Genomic DNA, 20510 nt, shown 5'->3' with positions numbered 1-20510 from the left:
GTCAGCTGCGGCCACCGGCCCGGTTGATCTGGTCGCGGTTGTCGTCGTCGGTGCCGGTGTAGCTCCACATGGCGTCGGCGGCGTACTTGCCGAGCTGGACCATCGCCTCACCCAGTTTCGGCATGCTGCTCTTGACGGCCTCGTTCATCGGCTGCGCGCCACCGCCGGGCACCTCAATCGACTTGTGGTACGTCTTGAGGAACTCCTCGACGAACTCGTCGCCGCGGGGCAGCGTGCCGTGCCCGGACTCCATGGCCGTGACCGCGTCGAGCTTCGACGTCATGGTCGAGGCGAGCGACTGACCGCTGGCGCTGATGCGGTTGGCGATGCCGATGATGTCGGCGACGCTGGACTTGATCTCGACGAAGCTACTCATCGTCGTCCCCCTTCACGAGCACGTCGGCGTCGTGGCTGTGCAGCAGCTTCTGCAGCTGGTTCCCGCCGGGCGCGATGCGCCGCAGGTCGGGGGCGAGGCTGCCGTCGAGGATCTCCTTGGACTGCTCGGCGGCGTCCTCGACGGCCAGTCGGACGGTGGCCACGATCGTCGCCGCCAGCGCCTTCGAGTTGGGGTGCCGGAAGACCCGCGGGTCGATCTCGAGTTCGAGCAGGTGACCTCGGGGCCCGACCACCGCCTTGATGGTCTGGTCGTCCGACCAGGCCGTGCCGGTGACCTTGAGCATCTTGCTCTGCACCTCGTCCATTCCGGACCAGGCCTTCTTGAGGTCACCGATCATGGCGCTCAACGCGCCGAAGTTCGGTCGCTCCTCCATCGCCCCTCCCCCAAGGTCGCCGACGGAAGCCTATCGAAATCCCTGCCGTCCGACCGCCCCGCTGGTGCCGCGATGCGGGTCGCCGGTGGCGCTACGACCGGGCCGGCCGCCTCCACCGTGGATGGAGGCGGCCCGTCCCGTCCGTCACATGCCGGCGGCGATCGCCTGATCGACCTGCTGCATCCGCTCGGCCGAGGCACCGAGCTTGACACCGACGCGCATCAGCGCGCTCTTGATCTCTTCGGCGCCCTGGTTCCACTTCTGCTGGGCCTCGTTGCAGGCCTGGCCCGCGGCACCCTGCCAGTCCGCGGCGAAGAGCTGCTGGAACTGGCCGTACAGGTCCTGGAGAGCACCGTCCATGTGGCCCTGGTAGGTGCCGATGGCCGTCGCCACGTCCGAGATCTGGCCGAAGTTGTAAGTGATGGGACTGGTCACTGAATTCTCACCTCTCGCTCGTCGCTTGCGGCCTCAGCCACGCAGGATGCTCATCACGCTGGTGTCGCCGGTCTCGGCGGCGGCGTTACGGATCTCGGTCGCCGCGTCCTCGTCGTTCATCCCGTACTGCGTCGCGGCGTTGGTCATCTTGCCGGACAGCTCGTCGAGCGCCGTGATGATCGTCCGCAGACCGTCGTTGAGCTGAACTGACACGTCCTGCAGGGCGTTGTTCGCCGAGCCCCGCATTCCCCCGCCGCCCAGGGTCTGGATCCGCTCGATGAGCTGAGCCATTCCCTGCGCGAGACCCTCACCGGTGTCGTTGCACCGCTGCGCCATCGCGTTGAGCTGTTCCTGGGTGGCGTGAACCTGACCCAGTCCTGGAGTGTCGGTCAAGGTGGACTCACCCGCTCCTCTGCTCGCGCCCCCCGTTCAGGGAAGCGTCCCCTTGATGTGGTGGCCTAGTACGGCCGATGCTGACGGTAGCGTCCCGTGCCGAATCGGGCTACCTCGATCGGTCCGATGTGGTGGATGATGACAGGTCGTGACCGTTCGCCGTTACCCGCGCGTTGCTGACAGAAGCTAGTCTGGGCATCGATCTGTGCACACTCGGGCGGGGGCCCGCCGCACCAGGGGAGGGTCGGTGGCGGAGGAAAATCCTTACCAGCGGGAGACTGATCTCAACACCCGCACGGACTGGCTCGCCGATCAGAAGCCGGTCGACGTCGACATCGACGGCATGGTCGACTACGGCAAGAACATGGTCACCATCCAGGAGAACCTGCAGAACCACGGTGGCCAGTTGAGCCTGCTGGCGGAGCTGCCGAACAGCGCCTGGGAAGGCGCGGTGCTGCCCGAGGCCGGATACATCAAGGGCCAGATGGCCAGCAACTACGGCGAGCTGCAGCGCTACATCACCTACCTGGGCACGGCGCTGACCAACACCGGCATGGCGGCACAGACCATCGCCGACGCCTACTCCTCGACCGACGGCTTCTCCGCGGCGTCGCTGGACGCGGTGCGGTTCGCCTTCGGCGACGCGAACGCGCCGCGGCCGCCGGGCCTGCCCCCCTTCGTCACCGGCAAGACCTACTGGGACCAGCAATTCGAGTCGTTGTCCGCGACCGACCAGGGCGGGGGCGGGGAGCAGCAGAAGTTCACCGACACCGGCCAGCCGACAGTCAACCCCGACGGGAGCGTCACCCACACGTCGCTCGCCGAGGACGGCAGCGTGCGTACGCTCACCACCCAGACGCTACCGGGCGGCGGGACGTTGACCACGATCGTCACCAAGGACCCGTCCGGCAAGGTGACCAGCACCAGCAGCAGCCGGACCACCACGGTCGTACGGGACGACTCGACGATCACCACGACCACCAACTACGACGCGAACGGCAAGACGACCGGCGGCAGCCGGCAGACCACCACATACGGCGAGGACGGCAGCAACAGCCGGACCGACGAGCAGCTGGACGCCGAAGGCGAAACGACGTCGAGGTCGGTCGACCGGCAGAACGCCGACGGCACCCGGCACGTGACGGAGAGCGACGGCGAGGGCAACGTCACCCAGGAGCTGCACGTCGGGCAGAACACCGACGGGGTGGATCCCAGCGAGGTCTGCGACTCGCCGACCAGGAACGCCCTGGACGAGATCAAGCGGCACGACTACGGCATCTGAGCCAGGGAGGAAAGACGCCATGGCGGACTACTGGGGTGCCCGCGCGATCTATCCACACGGCGGCCCCAGCGGCGAGGGCACCCGCTACGTCACTCCGCCGCAGCAGACCGATCTGCAGTTCACCCCACCCCCGTCCGACGAGGGCGGGGCCACGATCGAGGCGGTTCGCCAGCAGGTGTTGGGCCAGCACCCGGAGGACATCTCCGCGCTGGCTGACCAGTGGCAGAACGCCTACAACCTGCTGCAGAGCATCCACCAGCAGCTCTTCAACGCCAGCCAGGCGCTGCACGACGAGACCTGGAAGTCACCGCAGGCGCGGGACGCCTTCCTGCAGGCCGGCCCGGGTAAGACCCTGGCCTACCTCGACGAGTGGATGGACGCCACGCTCAACAACGTCGCCGCGCTGCGGGCGATGGTGGGCATCGCCCGCGACTCCCGGGCGGAGATGGACCGGCTCTGGACGGAGTACCAGAACGCCATCAACGACGCCAAGAACGCGGACGGCTGGACACAGTTCTCCGAGGGCTTCAAGCAGGGCTTCACCCTGGGTCTCTACGACGGCGAGAAGGGCATCCAGGCGGCGGAGGCCGAGGCGGTCCAGGAGAAGCAGAAGGAGTACAACCGCAAGGCACAGCAGTTGGCCCACCAGACGGCCAACGAGTACTTCGACACCATGAGCAAGGTGAGCGGCGGGCACGGTCCGCCGTTCTTCCCGATGGACGCCGTGCTCAACCTGGTGGGTCACCCGCCGTGGCGCGGCCCGACCGGGGTTCCGCCGGTGGCACCCCCGCCGGTCGCGCCTCCGCCGGTCGCGAAGCCACCCGTGGCGAAGCCACCCGTTCCGGTCAAGGCGGTGCCCAGGCCGACCGATCCGGCGGAGATCCAGAAGCAGATCCTGGAGAAGATGCAGCCGCCACCGACGGTGGTGACGCCGACGCCGACGCCGTCGGTGGCCCCGCCGCCGGTCGCGACGCCCCCCATGGTCACGCCTCCGCCGGCGGTGGTCCGGACCGGGCCGCAGGCGACGAGCGTGCCCCGGCCCAGCGTGACGCGTCCGCCGGGGCTCGACGGGCTGAACGCCGCTGAACGCGGCGCGATGCGCAACGGGGTGATCCGGGGCGGCACGGGCGCGCCCGTGGCGGAGCCACCGCAGGCCTCGCTGCGCTCCCCCGGCGCCACCGCCACCCCACCCCCGGCCGGTGGACGGTCCGCACCGCCGAACGCCTTGCGCTCGCCGGGGGCGTCGGCGAACGCCACGCCGCCGCCGGCCGGAACCCGGGGCAATCCCGGCCAGACGGGTGCCCCGCCGGCGTCGACCACGCGTCGGCCGGGTGCGCCCGGCACGACGAGCGAGTCCACCACCGGCCGTACGCCGGGTCGGCCGGGAGCGCCCGGTGCCGAGCAGTTCGCGCCGCGCAGCAACGCCACCTCACCGCCGGTGCTGCAGAATCGGCAGCCCACGAAGGGCCGGCCGGGGGCCGGACTGCCCTCCGACGGGCACGGCAGCTCGACGCCGACCCGCCCGGGCACCTCCCCGTCGGTGCTGGGCAACTCGGCCAAGGGCGGCAGCACGCCACCGACGACGCCGGCCCGGTCGAGGCGGGACCAGGACCGTACGACCCGGCCGGTGCAGCCGGGCGGCGAGTGGCTGGGCGACGGTCAGCCGGAAGGTGTCGCGCCGGTGCTCGACGGGCCGGTGGCGCCGCCGACGGGTGCGCGGGTGTCCCGGCTGGAGGAGGTGCCGAGCAGCCTGCGGGGCCGTCCGGCGGCGAGCGGGCCGGCGCGTCCGGCCCGCGGTGGCCAGGCCGTTCCTCCGGAGCTGGCGAAGCGCCGGACGAGCATCCCCGAGCAGGCAGCACAGCGGGACGAGCAGGACGAGCTGAAGATCGTCACGGACGAGCAGGCGTTCAGCGTGGAGACGCCGGGCGGCGGGGTCGTCGGTCGGCAGGCGGAGGACCGCTCGTACCGGCCGGAGCCGAAGACCGCGCTCGGCGGCGGTAACTGAGTGACGCGTTCCCGGCCGGCTCGCCGGCCGGGAACCGTCAGCTCCAGCTGTTGCCCGTCAGCTTCTCGTAGACCTCGACGTAGCGGGCCCGGGTCGCCTCGACCACCTCGGTCGGCACGTCCGGCGCGGGCGCCTGCTTGTTCCAGCCGCTGTTGACGGCCCAGTCCCGCACGTACTGCTTGTCGTAGGAGAACTGGACCCGCCCCGGCTGGTACGACTCGGCCGGCCAGAAGCGGGACGAGTCCGAGGTGAGCAGCTCGTCGCCGAGGAGCAGGCTGCCGTCCGGCGCCCAGCCCAGCTCGAGTTTCGTGTCGGCGATCAGGATGCCCCGGTCGGCGGCGATCTCGGCACCGCGGCGGTAGACGTCGATGGTGATCTGACGCAGCCGCTCGGCGAGCGACTCACCGACCTTGGCCACCACGTCCGCGTAGGTGATCGGTTCGTCGTGCTCGCCGGCCGGCGCCTTCGTGGACGGCGTGAAGATCGGCTCAGGCAGGATCGAGGCCTCGCCCAGGCCCCGGGGCAGCGGAACACCGGAGACCATGCCGGTGCGCTCGTACTCCCTGAGCCCCCCGCCGGTGAGGTACCCGCGCGCGACGCACTCGACCGGCACCATCTCCAGCCGTCGGCAGCGGATCGCCCGGCCGGCGAACTCGGCGGGCACGTCGCTGGCCGAGATGACGTGGTTCGGTACCAGATCCGACAGCTGCTCGAACCACCAGAGCGAGAGCGCCGTGAGCAGCTTGCCCTTGTCGGGGATGGGTGTCGGCAGCACCACGTCGTAGATCGAGATCCGGTCGGAGGCGACCAGGATCAGGTCGTCGCCGTCGGCGTACACGTCCCGGACCTTGCCCGAGTGCAGAAGTTCCACGCGGCCTAGTAGACCACGCGGCACACGTACGGCGGTCAGGGTGGCCCGAGCGCATCGATGCGTACGCCAGTGGTGCGCGGCGGCTCTGCCCGGACGGACGTTGACACCTTCGGGCGGTGCCTGCGTGAATGATCCGATCGTCCCCAACGTCTCGTCCCGGGAGTCCCGCGTGCCCGTTTCCCGACCGCCGGTGCCGGCAGCCGACCCCGGCCGGCGCCGCGTGCTCGCCGCGCTACTGGGTGCGCCGTTCCTCGCGGCCGGCGGGCTCACGGGCTGCACCTCCGGGCCGGCCACGACCCCCACCGGGGACGGGCCGATCGAGTTGTCGGTCTTCTGGTGGGGCGGACCGGACCGCGCGAAGCTGACCGAGCAGGCGCTGCGTCTCTACAGCGAACGCAACCCGCGGGTGAGTTTCCGGGTGACCTGGCAGGGCATCGACGGCTACTACGGGCGGCTGGCCACCCAGGCCGCCGGCGGCAACGTGCCGGACCTGATCCAGCTGGACGACAGCATCCTGACCGAGTACGCCGATCGGGAGATCATCCGCGACCTCACCGACCACGTCGCGGACAACCGGCTGGATCTGCGCAACCTTCCCCAAGGGCTGGCCCAGTACGGCCAGGTGGCGGGCCGGACGATGGCGGTGGCCGCCGGGCAGACCGCCGCAGCGGTGATCTTCAACCGGGACCTGCTGAGTGAACTGCGGGTACCCGAGCCGCGCACCGGAATGTCCTGGGACGAGTACGTCGACTGGGCCGAGCAGGTGACGGAGGCCAGCGGGGGGCGGGTGGCCGGCAGCACGGATCCGTCCGGTGACTACCGGGCGTTGTGGCTCTGGCTGCGGGGGCGCGGCGGGGAGTTCTACCGGGGCCGGCAGCTCGCCTTCGGTGTGGAGGAGCTGGTCGGCTGGTTCGAGCTGTGGCGTCGGGCGCGCGCCGGGCGAGCCACCCCGAGCGCCGCGCTGGTCGAGCAGACCGACAGCGGCGAGCCGGCCCGGCAGCTCGTCGTGTCGGGGTTGACCGCCGCCTCCTTCGCCTGGTCGCACCAGCTGCCCGAGCTGCAACGCCTCACCCGGGCCGGGCTGGGGCTGATCGCCTTTCCCGGCTCCCCCACCAGTCAGTGGCCGCGGGCCTCGATGTACTGGGCGGTCTTCCGGGGAAGCCGCGACCCCGAGACGGCGATCGACGTGATCAACTTTCTGACCAGCGACGTCGCGGCGGGAGCCCTCCTCGGGCACGAGCGCGGCCTCACCCCGAACCAGGCCGTCCGGCGGGCTGTCGAGGGCAGCATCACCGATCCGGCGCAGCGGCGCGCCGCCGCCCTAGGTGGCCTTCTGGGCGCGGCCCCCGGCCCCGCCCCGGCGCCACCGCCGCGGGGGCACGCCCAGGTTCGCAGCCTGCTGGTCGCGGCGGCCGAGAGCGTCCGCTCCGGTGACAGCGGCGCCCGGGCGGCCGCGACCCGCTTCCTGGCCCAGGCCGACGCTGCCCTGACCAGCTGAGCCGGCCGGGGGCGGCACCGCGACGTCACACGTCGGCGCCGCCGCGTCGGTCAGCGGCGCGGACCGCGACGGTTGCGGGTCAGGCGTAGCAGCAGGAGGACGATCACCACGACGACCGCGAGGCAGCAGAGCGCCCCGAGGAAGCCGAAACCGATCCCGCCCCGTGAACGCCGTCGCGCGGCCTCCACCACCAGCTCGCCCGTCCCGGTCGACGCCCACGCCGCCACCGGTACGAACACCGAGAGCACGACCGCGCCGAGGACCGCGCCGAGTCGGCTCCACCACTTGCCGAAAGAAGACATGCTGACATCCTCGCCGAAGGCCGCAACCAGGGCAGCATCGGTGCCTAGAAGGTCCCGGCCGGGACGGCCACCGCCCCCGACGCTCGGTCGACGCGCCGGGCGTCGAGCCCGGTCAGCCGCAGGAGAGGCCGTCGAAGTCGTCCTCGTCGGCGCGAGTCATCTCGAACGTCAGCGGCGGCGAGTCCGACCCGGTGGTCGTGCCGTCGGCGCCGAGCGTGGTCAACGAGGTACGGATTCGCACCAGATCGCCGTCCCACTCGCCGTGGAGCTCGTTCAGCTGTGGCCCCGGGCCTTCGACCTCTGATCGGGTGTGCAGCGAGAAGCGGGTCCCGCGGTAGTTACGGGCGTCTCCCCACAGCTCGTAGGTCTCGGTCCGCCCCGCGGCGCAGACCTTGGCGACGCCCACCATGCCGGGGCAGTCGCCACAGCGGTCGGTCGCGCTCGGCGGGTCGTCGTCGAGGCGCAGCACGATCCGTCGATCGTCGGCCGGCCCGTACGGCACCGTGCCCTGCCAGTGACCCGTCAGCGCCGGCCGGCCCGGTAGGGAGAGGGCCCACGGATTCGCGGCCCAGTGCAAGCCGTAGACAGCGCCGACACCGACGACGATCAGCGCGGTGAACAGGACGAAGAAGCGTAGCTTGTTGGGCTTGCGACGCCCCTGCGGTCGGACTGCCATCCGGATCTCCTTCAGGTTGCCCACACCGTACGCGCCACGCCCCTGGCCCGCCGTCCCGCAGAGACCTCCGGATACGAAAGAACCCGGCCCCCCAACCGGGGAACCGGGTTCTTCTTCTCTCGTAGCGGGGACAGGATTTGAACCTGCGACCTCTGGGTTATGAGCCCAGCGAGCTACCGAGCTGCTCCACCCCGCGTCGGTGAAGACAACTCTACCCCATCCTCTGCAGGCCCGTTCGGTGGGCCCAAGATTCGCTCAGGCACCCCTTCGAGAAGGGCTGCCACCTGCGAAAACGGTTCAGCGGTCACACTCCAGGGCGGCCAGGTCGACCGCGTCCGCCATCGCCTGCATCCCCTTGTCGTTGGGGTGCAGGTGATCCCCGCCGTCGAAGAACGGCAGCATCCGCTGCGGGTCGTACGGACTGCGGGTGATCCGGTCGAAGTCGACGACCGCGTCGAACTCGCCGCCGCGCCGGATCCAGTCGTTGACCGCCTGGCGCACCGCCTCGCCGGCGTCGTCGTACTCGGACCAGCCCTTGAACGGCATGACCGTCGCACCGACGACGCACTTCCCCGCCGCGTGCACCCGTTCGACGATCTCCCGGTACCCGGCGATCAGGTCGTCGGCCGTGACACCGCTGTGGGCCTTGAGGTCGTTGATCCCCTCGAACAGGACAACCGTCTCCACCCCCGGGTGCGAGAGCACGTCCCGGTCCAACCGGCGCAGGGCTGCCTCACCGGCGCCGTCCGCGAGCACCTTGTTGCCCGAGATGCCCTCGTTGGCCACACCCTTCACCCCGCCGGTCTGCGCCGCCTGGAGCCGTCGGGAGAGATAGTCGGGCCAGCGACGGTTCTCGTCCTGGGTGGAGGCCCAGCCGTCGGTGATGGAGTCACCGAGGAGCGCCACCGCGCCGACCTCGACCGAGGTCTCCACGGTGACGGCGTCCAGCCAGTACCAGGAGCTGATCCGATCGGTCCAGCCGGTGGCCTCCTCCTGCGCCGCATGGTCGCCCGAGGCCGCGTACGACGTCTGCATCGCCATTCCGTGTCCGGTCGTCGGCCCCTGCGCACCCGTGACGTACAGGCTCACGACCAGGTCGACCTGGGCGGCCAACCGCCCGGGCAGTGGATCGCTGTAGACGGTCCCACCGGCCGGTACGACGACGGAGCCCTGCCCGCCGAACGTCAGCCGACGGTTGCTCCCCCGCACCAGCTCCGCACCCTGCCGCTGCAGCCCGAGGTAGGCGCTCGCGAAGGTCACCGGGTGCTCGCCGAAGGCGTTGGTCAGGCGGATGCGCGGCTTCGACCCGCCGACGCTGGTGCGTACGACCAGCCGGTAGCTGCGGTCCGCGGGCCCGGCGCCCTACCGATCGGCGCTGGCCCCCCACGTGATCACGGAGTGTCGATCCGTCCGGGTCGTCGCCGGGCCGCCCGCCGCGACAGATGCCGCCGGCGGGTCGGCCGGGACCGACGGCCGGGCCTGCACCGCCGTCGCGGTCGTCAGGGGTACGCAGACCGCGGCGACCGCCGCGACGACGACCGACGAGCGGCGGCGGCGAGCGCCCCGTCCGACGTGGTTGTCCCGTGCCCTCACCGGAAGCTCCGCAGCGTGACCGACTCCCCCGGGCGGAGCGTGACCTGCCGCGACCGGCCACCGGCGACGACCGTCGTGGCGCGCCCGCCGACGCTGGTCAACGTCGCCCGGGTGACCGCGCCGTCCTTCCAGGCCACGTCGACGACGAAACCACCGCGTACGCCCACCCCGGAGACCGAACCGGAGGCGGCCCAGGCGGCGGGGAGCGCGGGCAGCAGTTCGACGTGGTCCGGTCGCGAGTAGACCAGCATCTCCACCACGGCGGCGGGGGTGCCGAGGTTCGCGTCGATCTGGAAGATGCCGCGGCCCGGGTTCGTCTCGTAGATGTCGAAGAGGTTCATGGCGGTGCCGTTGCTGCCGTTCGTCGACGGCTTCAGGTTGTTGACCAGCAGCTGGTAGGCCTTCTCCGCGTCCTTCAGCCGTGCCCAGCAGAGGCTCCGCCACGCGTTGGCCCAGCCGTAGCTGTTCATGCCCCGCGCGGTGAGCAGGGCGGTCGCTCCGGCGACGATCTCCGGGGGCGTCGAGTCGTCGGGGCGGATCCGGTCGCCGGGAAAGAGGCCGATGAGCGGGGAGAGGTGCCGGTGGGTGGTCTCACCGAGGTTGTCCGGCGACATCCACTCCTGGAGCCAGCCCGTGGTCGGGCTGACCTCGGGCAGGTACAGGCGCCGGCGCAGGCCGTCGACGGTCTCGCCGTGGCCGGTGTCCCGGCCGAGCAGCCGGGTCGCCGTGCGGTAGTTCTCGAAGAGGTTCCACACCAGCTCCTGGGCGTAGGTGTTGCCCCTGGTGTCCTGCGGGCCGTGCTCGGGCGACCAGTCGCTGTCGGCGACCAGCACCTCGCGGGTGACACCCGCCGCGTCGGTGACGGTCATGGTGACGAGGCGGGTCTCCCAGAACTCCACGGCGCCCTTGAGCAGGGGGAAGATCTTCGCCAGGTAGGCGCGGTCCTGGACGTACTCGTAGTGCTCGAAGAGGTTCTGGCAGAGCCAGGCGTTCCCGGCCGGGTGCCACCACCATCCGCTGCCACCGTAGGGGTTGGTGGAGAAGGCCACCGTCCAGCCGGCCACCCTGCCGCTGGAGTTGCGGAACCGGTTGGTCGGAGTGTTGAAGAGCCGCCGGGTGACGTCCGTCCAGGCGGGCAGCTGCGCGACGCAGTAGTCGGCGAGGGCGTCGAAGCAGTCGGAGAGGCCGGCGCGGTCGGCGAGCCAGTAGCTCATCTGGATGTTGACGTCGGTGTGGTAGTCCCCCATCCAGTCCGGGTCGTTGCCGTCCAGCCACGGCCCCTGCAGGCCCATCGGCAGGCTGCCTCGGGAACCGGAGATCGTCAGGTAGCGCCCGAACTGGACGTACGCGGCCTCCAGCTCCGGGTCGGGCACGTTGTCCCGCCAGCGCGCCGCCAGCCGGCCCCAGGTGTCGAGCTCGCGCTGCGCCGGCGACGACGTACCGAGGTCGAGGTCGAAGCGCTCGAAGAGCGGACGGAAGTCGGCGACGTGGGTGTGCAGCAGATCGCGGAGGGATTCCCGGGCCGCGGCCAGGACCTTCGCCCGGGCCAGGTGCTCGGGCTCGACCGACGGGTCGCGGAATCCGGTGCCGGCGTCCGGGGCGTAGTTGGTGCCGCCGCTGACTACGACCGTGAGGTCCCGGCAGCCGGTGAACGTGATCGAGTTGCCCTGGATCGCGACCGTGCCGCTGCTGCTGTGGGCGGTGACGGCGGCGCCGTACCTCAACCCGTTGGCGAAGGAGGCGCCGAACGACGCGCACCGACCGCCGGCGGTGGTGGCCTCGCCGTGGGTGCCGGCCAGCGAGACGGTGCCGGTGTAGGTGCCGCGCCCCTCCCGGCTGAAGTGGAGCACGACAGCGTCGTCCGGCCGGCTGGCGAAGATCTGCCGGCGGTAGCTGACCCCGTCGATCTCGTACGTGGTGCCGACCAGGCCCTGGGCCAGGTCGAGCGTACGGCGGTAGTTGTCGACGACGCCCAGGTCGTGCTCGGGGATGTCGACGGTGAGCGTCCCCAGCAGCGTCAGCGAGCCGAAGTCGTCCCGCCCGTAGGGAAACTGCCCGTCGCTCTGGAGAGTGTCGTTGAGCCCCCCGGTCCAGAGGGTGGCGTCGCTGATCGTCAGGAGCTCGCGGGCGGGGTCGTTGCTGGCGAGGGCGCCGAGACGCCCGTTCCCGACCGGCAACCCCTGCTCGATCATGGAGTTGGCGGAGCCGGGCGCCGACCACCAGAGCTGGTTGCGTGCCGCGTCGCCCGGGGAGAGCAGCGGGGATTCGGTGGGGCGCCGGGGTGCCGCCGAGGCGGCGAACGCCGGTACGCCGCCGAGGGCGGTGGCCAGGCCGGAGGTGGCGGCGAGGGCCAGGAAGCCGCGGCGGCTCGGACGGAGGTCGCGCGATTCGGTGTTCCGGAAATCCATGTCGGTGCTCCAACTCCGGCGTTCGGCGGATGCGCGGGTCAGGACGGGGGCGGCGGCGGGTGTGGCGGCCCGGCGGGAGGCGGGGCCCGGCCGTCGACGACCGGGCCCCGCGCGTCGTGTCAGGGGGTCCGCGGTACGTCGATCCGGTCGATGTCCGGGGCGTACCAGTCGGCGCTGTCGAAGGTGACCGTGTTGACGCCCGCCTTCAGAGCGAGCTGGACGCTGACGGTCGCGACCGTGCCCCAGTCGCCGGTGGCGGGGAACTTGAGGCTGGTGCCGTTGCCGTCGTTGGAGTAGACGGTCACCGACCGGGCGTCGCCGCTGACGTACGCCACGCTGATCGTGTAGATCCCCGCCTTCCGCACGGTGACGCCGTTGATCTGCACCTTGCCGCCGAGGTAGAGGTTGCCGACCTTCTGGCCGCCCGAGCAGGCGTCGCAACCGTTCACGGACGCGTTGCCGCTCAGGGTGTTCGTGCCGGCCTCGGCCTCGTAGCTGGTGGTGACCAGTTCGGTGCCGCCGGGGCGGACGGTGAAGAGCCGCGAGCCGTGCGCGGGCAGGGTCGCGGTGATCTTGTTCTGGTACGTGCCGAGGTTCTTCCGGTTCCACAGGTCGCGCACCGAGGCCTTGCCCGTGAACCCGAGGGAGGCCCAGTCGGCGGTGACGGCCGCCGGCGCTTCGGCGAGGTTGAACAGCGCGATCGTCCAGCTGCCGTCGGGGTTGTGCGTACCCCAGACCTGCTGGTCGCCGGCGGGCGTGACCGGACGGGCGGGCGGGCCACCGTTCTGGTCGACGGCGATGACCTCGCGGTTGGTCAGCAGCGAGAGCCCGTACTCGTCGAGGCGGGTGAGGTCGTCGCCGGTGTAGAGCGGGGACTTGGAGATGGCCCACAAGGTCGTGTACGTCTGCCGCTCGGCGTTGGTGAGGCCGTCCATCACGCCGTTGCCGACGTTGAGCGAGTCGAGGTCGTTCCAGCCGCCGGGGCCGGCCCAGCGGCTCCAGGCCGGTGCGTCGTCGAACCGGTCGTCGACCGAGTTCTCCCAGGTGACCAGGGTGTTGCAGTAGCACTCGACGTCGGTGTCGATTCGCCAGCCGTTGGAGTAGCGCTTCCAGTCGGCGGCGTGGTTGATGTCGAGCGACCAGGAGAGTTCGAGGTGGATCGGGCGGCCGGTCGCGGCGATGGCCCGCTGCCAGGCGGCCACGTCGGCGATGTTGTCGTAGTTGTCGCCGGACTTGAAGGAGCCCGGTCCCACACCGTCGAGCTTGAGGAAGTCGTACCCCCAGTCGGCGAACATCTGCGCCTGCGAGTCGATGTACCGCTGGGCGCAGGGGTTGTCGAAGTTCAGCTTGTAGGCGCTGTCCCAGCCGTTGGTGGTACGCAGGTCCGGGTAGACGATGTCGGCGGTGGTGCAGTCCGGCGCGTTCCAGATCGGCGCCGCGCCCTCGACGTACGCCTCCTTCTCCAGGCCGACGGGCAGGTAGATGCCGGCCTTCAGCCCCTTGGCGTGGATGTCATCGGCGACCGCCTTCATCCCGCGCGGGAAGCGCGACGGTTCGGGGGTCTGCCGGGCGTACTCGTCGAACCTCGGTTTCCAGGCGAAGTCACGCCACCAGCCGGCGTCGATGTTCACGTACTCGTAGCCGTACGGCTTCAGCTTGCGCGCCAACGCGTCCGCCTGCTTCAGCACGTTCGACTCGGTCAGGTAGCTGTAGTCACCGTCCGGGTTCAGGCCCGGGTACTTCGAGGACTGCATGCTCCAGCTGGTCCACCCCATGTAGGGGCGGGCCGCGACGTCGCCGTCCGCGTCGACGTCGACGTCGGCGTCGACGTCGGCCGAGGTGACCGCCGCGCCGCCCGGTTCCGCTGCCGTCGGCGAGGCGGGGGTGGCCTGCGCCGGGACGACTCCCGCGCCGAGTGTCCCGGCCAGCGCCGCGGCCACGACGGCCACGCCTGTGCGGTACCGGGAACCTCTGCTGGTTCTCATCATCAACCTCCTGGTGGCGGGTGGTGCCGGCGTCGACGGGGCCGGGCCGGCCCCGAGGGGTCAGGGAAGGACGAGCGACTGGATGCTCACCGCGGCGGCCCCGCGGGCCCACTCCTCGAAGGGCAGCGGGCGGATCGTGACGGGGCAGCGGGCGGCCGCGCCGAAGGCCTGGCGTTCGAAGCTCGCCCGGATCGGAGCGTCGAACAGGTCGTAGGCGGCCAGCCCTTCACCAGAGACGACGATCCGGCTCGGACCCACGAGGTTCGCCACGGCCGCGATGCCGCAGCCGATCGCGTCGCCCGCTCGCGCGAAGACCGAGCGGAGCCCCTCGTGGCCGCCGCGCGCCAGGGCCACCGCCTCGTCGAGGGTGAGGTCCGGCTGGCCGGTTCGTTCCCGGGCCTGCGCCACGATGGCGTCCGTGCCGGCGATCGACTCCACGCAGCCGCGCCCCCCGCAGTGGCAGTCGGGGCCGGTCGCGTCGACGACGACGTGCCCGATCTCGCCGGCCACCCCGTACGAGCCGGAGACCAGTCGCCCGTTGACGACCAGGCCGCAGCCGATGCCGGTGCCGACGGTGACGAGGGCGAACGACTCGGCCCCCACCCCTTCGCCGAACCAGTGTTCGGCGGCGGTCAGCGCCTTGACGTCGTTCTCGACGGTGACGGCGAGGCCGGTCAGCCGGGCGGCCCGCTCGCCCAGCGGCACGTTCCGCCAGTGCAGGAACGGCGAGTAGCGGACCAGACCACTGGTGTGGTCCACGTCGCCGGAGAGGGAGAGCCCGAGCCGACGGAGGCGGGGGCGATGTTCGGGCAGCGTGTCGAGCAGTCCGTCGACGAGCAGACCGACCTCGGCGAGCACGGATTCGACGTCGGGACCGCTGAGCGGGCGGCGGGCGGTGGCCCGCACCTGGGCGCAGAGGTCGCAGATCACCCCGATCAGCTCGTCAGCGGTGATCTTCACACCGACGAAGAACTCGCGGTCGGCCCGGACGGCCAGTGGACTGGCCGGGCGCCCGGCGCCCGGGCCGCTGCGCTCCGTGGCGGCGAGTTCGTGCAGGTAGCCCAGTTCGATGAGCGGGCGGGCCGCCTTGGTCACCGCGGCGGAGGAGAGCCCGAGCCGGCGGGCGAGGCCGACCCTGCTCACCGGGCCCTCGGTCAACACCGTCGTGAACACCGCCGTCGCGGCCGGTGCCCCTACTGGCGAACCCGCGTCGCTGACCGGAGACATGCCCGCAAGCCTAGGTAAATATTTAACTTCTTCAAGTATTGAATTTGGCGATTGGCCGCCCTACAGTTCGCGGCGACGTGACCCCCGCAACGCCAGGTCGGACCGGTCCGCGGCAGTCCGGCCGCTGGCACGGTCAGTGGCGCGACGGCCAGCCCCGCCCTCGCGCCGCACGGCAGCGCCGGTCCAAAACAATCGAGCCCGCCCCCGAGAACGGGGACGGGCTCGATCTGGTGTTTCTTCGTAGCGGGGACAGGATTTGAACCTGCGACCTCTGGGTTATGAGCCCAGCGAGCTACCGAGCTGCTCCACCCCGCGTCGGCTCGACAACGGTAGCGCACCGTCCCCCAGGTAGCAAAACGACATCGGGGCGGGTGCCGGGCCGGCACCCGCAGCGCCGGCCCGGCAGTGGATCAGTCCAGCCAGTTCGAGATGGCCCGTTCCGCACGACGGCTGTAGTCGTCGACCTGCGCCCGGTCGCTGGACGTGCCCTCCCAGCCCATCTCCCAGAGCACCGTCACCACGTCGCCGATCCGGATCACCCGGATCAACCGCAGGACCTCGCCCTCCGCCGGCTCACCCGCCTCCCAGGCCGGCTCGCGCACCTCGACGAGCACCGCCTCGTCACCGAGGTCGCCGCCGGGGAGCAGCCGGTGCCGGTCGAACCGTCCCGGTGTGGTCTCCTGCTCCGGGCACTCCCGCACCGCCCGGCGCAGGTCGGCCATCCAGTCGTCCGCCCGACCGGATCGGTGAATGGTGATGGAGTTGCGGTAGATGCCGTACGGCACCGTCGCCTCCGGCTGGTTCGGGGTCAGGTGATAGGTGAGCACCCGACTCCGGGTCTGCACCACCCGGCCATCGAGGTCCGCCCCGCAGAAGTCCGGCAGAACGTCTTCCCCCTGCCGGAAAACAGGTGGTGCCGCCGTGGTCGACGCGGGCTGGGTGAAGAACGCCCGGTCCGGGATCGAGGTCGGCGTACGCGGGGCGCTGCTCGTCGAGGGCGTACCGCCGCTCGGTGCGGTCGCCGTCGCCGAGCCGACCGGTGACGGGTCGGCCCGTGACGGCGACGGGGTGACAGGTGACGGCGACGGACTGGGCGCGGTCACCGTCGGGGCCGGCGGACCGGCCGGCGGCCCCACCGGGCCCTCGTCGGCGGCGAGGACCAGCCGGGTGCCGGTGGCTGTGCCGGCGACCAGCAGCGCCACCGCCAGCACTCCCCCCGCCGCCCGTACCCGCGCCCGTCGGTCGGCCCGCCGGCGCAGCTCGCCCGGCCCGCCGAGCGGGCGGCCGTCGGCGTCCGCGGCGAGCGATCGGTAGAAGTCAGACAGATCACGCGACATCGTTGGCCTCCAGTTCCTCGGCGGCGCCGTCGGGCAGCAGCGCGGCCAGCCGCGCCCGCCCCCGGGACAACCAGGACTTCACGGTGCCGACGGGCACCTGCGTCTCCCGGGCGATCTCCTCCACCGACATGTCGACGAGGTAGTGCAGAGCGAGCGCCTGCCGTTGGGCGGCCGGCAGTTGACGCAGCGCGTCGAGCAGCAGCACGCCGTCCTCACCGGGTGGCGGCACCACGGCCGGCGGCGGGCCGCTGCGGATGAGCGCCGCCCGCCAGCCGTTGAGCCGACGCCAGCGGTCCGTGGCCAGCCGCGCGACGACCAGGCGCAGCCACGCCTCCGGCGCCGGGTGCGTCGACATCCGCCCCCACTGCCGCCAGGCCCGGGCGTACGCCTCCTGCACCAGGTCCTGTGCCTCGACGTAGTCACCGGCGACCGCGTACCCGTACCGGAGCATCCGCCGTGACGTGCTCCGGTAGAAATCGTCGAAACTGCCTGCGTCCCTCATCTCGCCACCACGCTCCCCACGGTCATCGCCCGTATGCAGACAGGACGGACGGGCGGTGCGGGTGGTTGCAGTCGGTGACGAGTCGGAGAGACGACACAGCCCCCGGACACCGGGACCGGAGTCGGTCCACGGGCCGGGGGCTGAACTGTCGTTCCGCCGCGGTCAGCCGCCCGAGGGGGCGCCGCTGCTCGGCGGCGGGCTGCTACCGCCCGGTGTCGGCGTTCCGCTCGGCGTCGGGCTGGCCGGCGTGCCGGCGGTCGGCGTGGCCTGCGACTGGGCCGCCTCGAAGGCCTTCATCGCGTCGTCCAGCGTCTTGAGCGCCCGGCCGTACCGCTCGAAGTCGCCCGAGGCCTGAGCCGCGCGCACCTCGACGATCGCCGTCTGCACCCGGTCCGCCGCGGCGGCGAGCTCACCGGTGAGCGGCGGCGTGTCCGGCCCGGTGGGCGGCGGCGCGGGCGGGTTGTCCCCGGTGGGCGGTGGCGGCGGCGCGTTCTCCGCAGCCCGTTTGCCCTGTTCGACGAGCTGTTTGATGCCGTCGGCGAGGTTGTTCGCCAGCGCCACGAACGAACTGCCGTCGCCGTAGGAGACGAGCACCCGCTGCAACTGCGGGAACGCGTCCTGGTTGTTGCTCTTCACGTACACCGGCTCGACGTACAGCATGCCGTTGCCGAACGGGAGCGAGAGCAGGTTGCCGTACAACACCTGGGCCTGGCCCGAGGCGGCGAGCAGGTTGAGCTGCTGCCGGATGTCTCCGTTGTTGGTCATCTGCTGGTGCACCTGCACCGGCCCGGAGATCCGGGTCTGGTCCGGTAGCTCCAGCACCTCCAACTGCGGCTCACCGTCGACGTACGACCCGGAGATCATCGCGGCGAGGTTCTGCCGCCCGTTCGGGGTGACCGCCGAGGTGAGCTGGAACCGTGGCCCCTCCTGCCCGGGGAACTGGGTGAAGAGGTAGTACGGGGGCTGCGTCTGGCCGCTGTCCGGGGCGTCCGGCACGTTCGGCACCTGCCAGAAGTCCTGCGCGGAGTAGAAGTCGCCCGGGTTGGTGACGTGGAACTTGGTGAGCAGGTTGCGCTGCACTTTGAACAGGTCCGCCGGGTAGCGGAAGTGCTCGGCCAGCTCGACCGGGATGTCCTTCTTCGGCAGCACCAGGTCGCCGCCGAACGCCTTGTTCCAGGCCTTGAGCACCGGGTCGTTCTCGTCGAACTCGTAGAGCCGGACGGTGCCGTCGTACGCGTCGACCGTCGCCTTCACCGAGTTGCGGATGTAGTTGACGTTCTCCCGGGCCAGCTGGAAGGTCCCCCGGCCGGTCAACTCGTCGGTCGTCTCCTCGCGCAGGTTGACCCGCTGCGCGTACGGGTAGCTCGCCGACGTGGTGTAGCCGTCGACGATCCACTGGACCCGGCCGTCCACGACCGCCGGGTAGGGGTCGCCGTCGAGCGTCAGGAACGGGGCGACCTTCTCCACCCGGTCCCGCGGGTTGCGTACGTAGAGCAGCTTCGAGTCGTCGTTGACGGCCCCGGAGAGCAGGAAGTTCGACTCCTGCTCCTTGATCGCGTAGAGCAGCCGCCGGGTGAACGAACCGATCTCCACACCGCCGGTGCCGGTGTAGGTGTAGAACTCGCCGCCGCCCTCACCGACCGGCCGGTCGAACTCGGCCTTCTTGTTCGGGTCGGTCTGGCCGACGATCGCGTAGTCGTCCTCGCCCATCCGCTCGCCGTAGTAGATCCGCGGCTGGTCGGCCGGGATCTGCTCGGTCTGCGAGGCGCACCCCTGCCCGGCCTTGTCGCCGAGGAAGCCGGAGACGAAGAACGGCTGCCCGCTGCACACCTGGTTGGCCGGCGCGGCCACCAGCCCGTACCCGTGGGTGTACACGGTGTGCCGGTTGATCCAGGTGTTCTGCTGGTCGGTCAGCTCGCCGTAGTTGATCTCGCGGACGCCGACCACGTAGTCGGAGGTCTTCCCGTTCACCCCGTACCGGTCGATGTCCAGCTTCGGGCCGAAGTCGTAGAACCCGCGCACCTGCTGGAGCTGCGTGTACGTCTCGCTGACCAGCTGCGGGTCGAGCAGCCGGATGTTCGGCACCACCGAGGTGTCGGTGGCCAGACTGGCCGGCGGGGTGAGGTTGTTCGCCGCGTACGCGGTGGTCTTGGTGTCGCCGAGGTCGAACGCCGTCCGGGTGGCCTGGATGCTGCGCTCGATGTACGGCGCCTCCTTCTCCTTGGCGCTCGGCTTCACCTCGAACGTCTGCACGGCCCACGGGTAGATGCCGCCGATGGCGACCGCGGAGACGCCGAGCAGGGCGAGCGAGATGCCCGGCCAGACCAGGTTCCGCATCCAGGCGTTGGAGAAGATGATGATCGCGATGGCCACCACGATCGAGATGTACGCGAGGATCTCCTTCGCCGGCAGCAGCGCGTTGACGTCGGCGTAGCCGGCGCCGTAGAGCTTGGCGCCCTCGTTGTACTCCAGCAGCATCGCCCGCCGGTCCAGCACGTACGCGACCGCCTTCAGCGCGACGAAGACCGCGACCAGCGTGCTCAGGTGGGCCCGGGCGGCGGTGGTCATCCGGTCGCCGACGCCCTGCAAGCGGACCCCGCCGAAGACGTAGTGCATGGCGAGCGAACCGATCACGGCCAGCACCACCGCGGTGAAGCCGATGCCGAGCAGGTAGCGCCAGAACGGCAGCTGGAAGACGTAGAACCCGACGTCGACGCCGAACTCCGGGTCCTTGACGCCGAAGTCACCACCGTTGCGGAAGAGGAGCCACTGGTTCCACCGGCCCTGCCCGGAGAGCCCGGCGAAGAGACCGACGACCGCGGAGATGATCGCGATCCAGGTGCCGAGGCGCGGCGTGAGCGCCATCCGGTAGCGCTCCAGGGTCGCCTGCTCCATGGAGTGCGGGCGCAGCCGTGGACGCAGCCGGTAGGCCAGCCAGAGGTTGCCGCCGATGACCAGCGCCATGGCGAGCCCGATCACCAGGAAGAGCAGCAGCCGGGTGACGAGCACACCGGTGAAGATCTCGGTGTAGTTGACCTCGTCGAACCACAACCAGTCGGTCCAGGCGCGCACGCCCCAACCGAGCAGGGTGAAGAGCGCGAACACCCCGACCAGGACGGCGATCGTGACCCGTCCCCGCCGACTCATCCTCGGCAGAGGGCTGCCGCTTCGCATGACCACTGTTGGCTCCGCACGCTCGATTGATCGGCTCCGACCAGGCACCCAG

The 20510-nt window shown here is 71.1% G+C and carries 17 protein-coding genes and 2 tRNA genes; 3 read left to right on the top strand and 16 right to left on the bottom strand.

From position 1 onward, the window contains the following. Position 1 precedes the first annotated feature (1 nt). The 4 genes from D7044_RS11770 to D7044_RS11755 form a co-directional block, all read right to left on the bottom strand. Entirely contained in the window at positions 2–376 is a 375-nt protein-coding gene (locus D7044_RS11770; protein ID WP_120679257.1) for a hypothetical protein, read from the bottom strand. Continuing rightward, a complete protein-coding gene (locus tag D7044_RS11765; RefSeq protein ID WP_120679255.1) occupies positions 369–770 on the bottom strand; it encodes a YbaB/EbfC family nucleoid-associated protein in 402 nt (133 codons plus the stop codon). Before D7044_RS11765 ends, D7044_RS11770 begins: the two co-directional genes overlap by 8 nt. A 144-nt stretch (positions 771–914) precedes the next feature. After that, positions 915–1205 (bottom strand): WXG100 family type VII secretion target, encoded by a 291-nt coding sequence (locus D7044_RS11760; protein ID WP_120679253.1) that lies wholly within the window; start codon positions 1203–1205, stop codon positions 915–917. A gap of 33 nt (positions 1206–1238) precedes the next feature. Continuing rightward, complete coding sequence (locus D7044_RS11755) at positions 1239–1598, bottom strand: WXG100 family type VII secretion target (protein ID WP_233563209.1); 360 nt, start codon at positions 1596–1598, stop codon at positions 1239–1241. 247 nt (positions 1599–1845) lie between these two features. On the opposite strand from D7044_RS11755, the gene D7044_RS11750 reads away from it, so the two are divergent. Beyond that, the gene (locus tag D7044_RS11750; protein WP_120688852.1) at positions 1846–2880 is read left to right on the top strand and encodes a hypothetical protein; all 1035 of its coding nucleotides are present in this window, start codon (positions 1846–1848) and stop codon (positions 2878–2880) included. 19 nt (positions 2881–2899) lie between these two features. After that, positions 2900–4885: a hypothetical protein gene (locus D7044_RS11745; RefSeq protein WP_120688851.1), complete on the top strand. Its 1986-nt coding sequence runs from the start codon at positions 2900–2902 to the stop codon at positions 4883–4885. Between the two features lie 37 nt (positions 4886–4922). On the opposite strand, the gene D7044_RS11740 is transcribed toward D7044_RS11745, so the two are convergent. Then, a complete protein-coding gene (locus D7044_RS11740) occupies positions 4923–5756 on the bottom strand; it encodes a phosphoribosylaminoimidazolesuccinocarboxamide synthase (protein ID WP_120688850.1) in 834 nt (277 codons plus the stop codon). 124 nt (positions 5757–5880) lie between these two features. Here D7044_RS11740 and D7044_RS11735 point away from each other — a divergent pair, with 124 nt between their 5' ends. Next, positions 5881–7254 (top strand): ABC transporter substrate-binding protein, encoded by a 1374-nt coding sequence (locus D7044_RS11735; RefSeq protein ID WP_233564954.1) that lies wholly within the window; start codon positions 5881–5883, stop codon positions 7252–7254. Between the two features lie 50 nt (positions 7255–7304). Here the strand turns inward: D7044_RS11735 and D7044_RS11730 are convergent, their stop codons facing one another. From D7044_RS11730 to D7044_RS11680, 11 genes are all read right to left on the bottom strand, one after another. Further along, entirely contained in the window at positions 7305–7556 is a 252-nt protein-coding gene (locus D7044_RS11730) for a hypothetical protein (RefSeq protein ID WP_120679243.1), read from the bottom strand. Positions 7557–7668: 112 nt separating this feature from the next. Further along, positions 7669–8232, bottom strand: coding sequence for a hypothetical protein (locus tag D7044_RS11725; RefSeq protein WP_147434640.1), 564 nt, complete (start codon positions 8230–8232; stop codon positions 7669–7671). A gap of 122 nt (positions 8233–8354) precedes the next feature. Beyond that, a tRNA-Met gene (locus tag D7044_RS11720) sits at positions 8355–8428 on the bottom strand. Positions 8429–8529: 101 nt separating this feature from the next. Continuing rightward, positions 8530–9492 carry an SGNH/GDSL hydrolase family protein gene (locus D7044_RS11715; RefSeq protein WP_199716581.1) on the bottom strand — a complete coding sequence of 321 codons (963 nt, stop codon included), beginning with the start codon at positions 9490–9492 and terminating at the stop codon, positions 8530–8532. A 329-nt stretch (positions 9493–9821) separates the two neighbouring features. Continuing rightward, positions 9822–12233, bottom strand: a complete 2412-nt coding sequence (locus D7044_RS11710) for a glycosyl hydrolase family 95 catalytic domain-containing protein (RefSeq protein ID WP_120688848.1) — start codon at positions 12231–12233, stop codon at positions 9822–9824. Between the two features lie 119 nt (positions 12234–12352). Then, positions 12353–14218 (bottom strand): alpha-galactosidase D, encoded by a 1866-nt coding sequence (locus D7044_RS11705; protein WP_199716580.1) that lies wholly within the window; start codon positions 14216–14218, stop codon positions 12353–12355. Between the two features lie 60 nt (positions 14219–14278). Continuing rightward, on the bottom strand, positions 14279–15361 hold the full coding sequence (locus tag D7044_RS11700; protein WP_233564953.1) for an ROK family protein: 1083 nt from the start codon (positions 15359–15361) through the stop codon (positions 14279–14281). Between the two features lie 325 nt (positions 15362–15686). Further along, a tRNA-Met gene (locus D7044_RS11695) sits at positions 15687–15760 on the bottom strand. Between the two features lie 95 nt (positions 15761–15855). After that, a complete protein-coding gene (locus tag D7044_RS11690; RefSeq protein WP_120679233.1) occupies positions 15856–16782 on the bottom strand; it encodes a hypothetical protein in 927 nt (308 codons plus the stop codon). Next, positions 16772–17284: a SigE family RNA polymerase sigma factor gene (locus tag D7044_RS11685; protein WP_120679231.1), complete on the bottom strand. Its 513-nt coding sequence runs from the start codon at positions 17282–17284 to the stop codon at positions 16772–16774. Before D7044_RS11685 ends, D7044_RS11690 begins: the two co-directional genes overlap by 11 nt. Before the next feature lie 162 nt (positions 17285–17446). Then, a complete protein-coding gene (locus tag D7044_RS11680; RefSeq protein ID WP_120679229.1) occupies positions 17447–20458 on the bottom strand; it encodes a UPF0182 family membrane protein in 3012 nt (1003 codons plus the stop codon). Between the last annotated feature and the right edge of the window lie 52 nt (positions 20459–20510).

Origin of the sequence: Micromonospora musae (genome assembly GCF_003626635.1) — a bacterium.
In the GTDB taxonomy this organism is placed as follows: domain Bacteria; phylum Actinomycetota; class Actinomycetes; order Mycobacteriales; family Micromonosporaceae; genus Micromonospora; species Micromonospora musae.
This window is presented reverse-complemented; position numbering and strand designations above follow the sequence as displayed.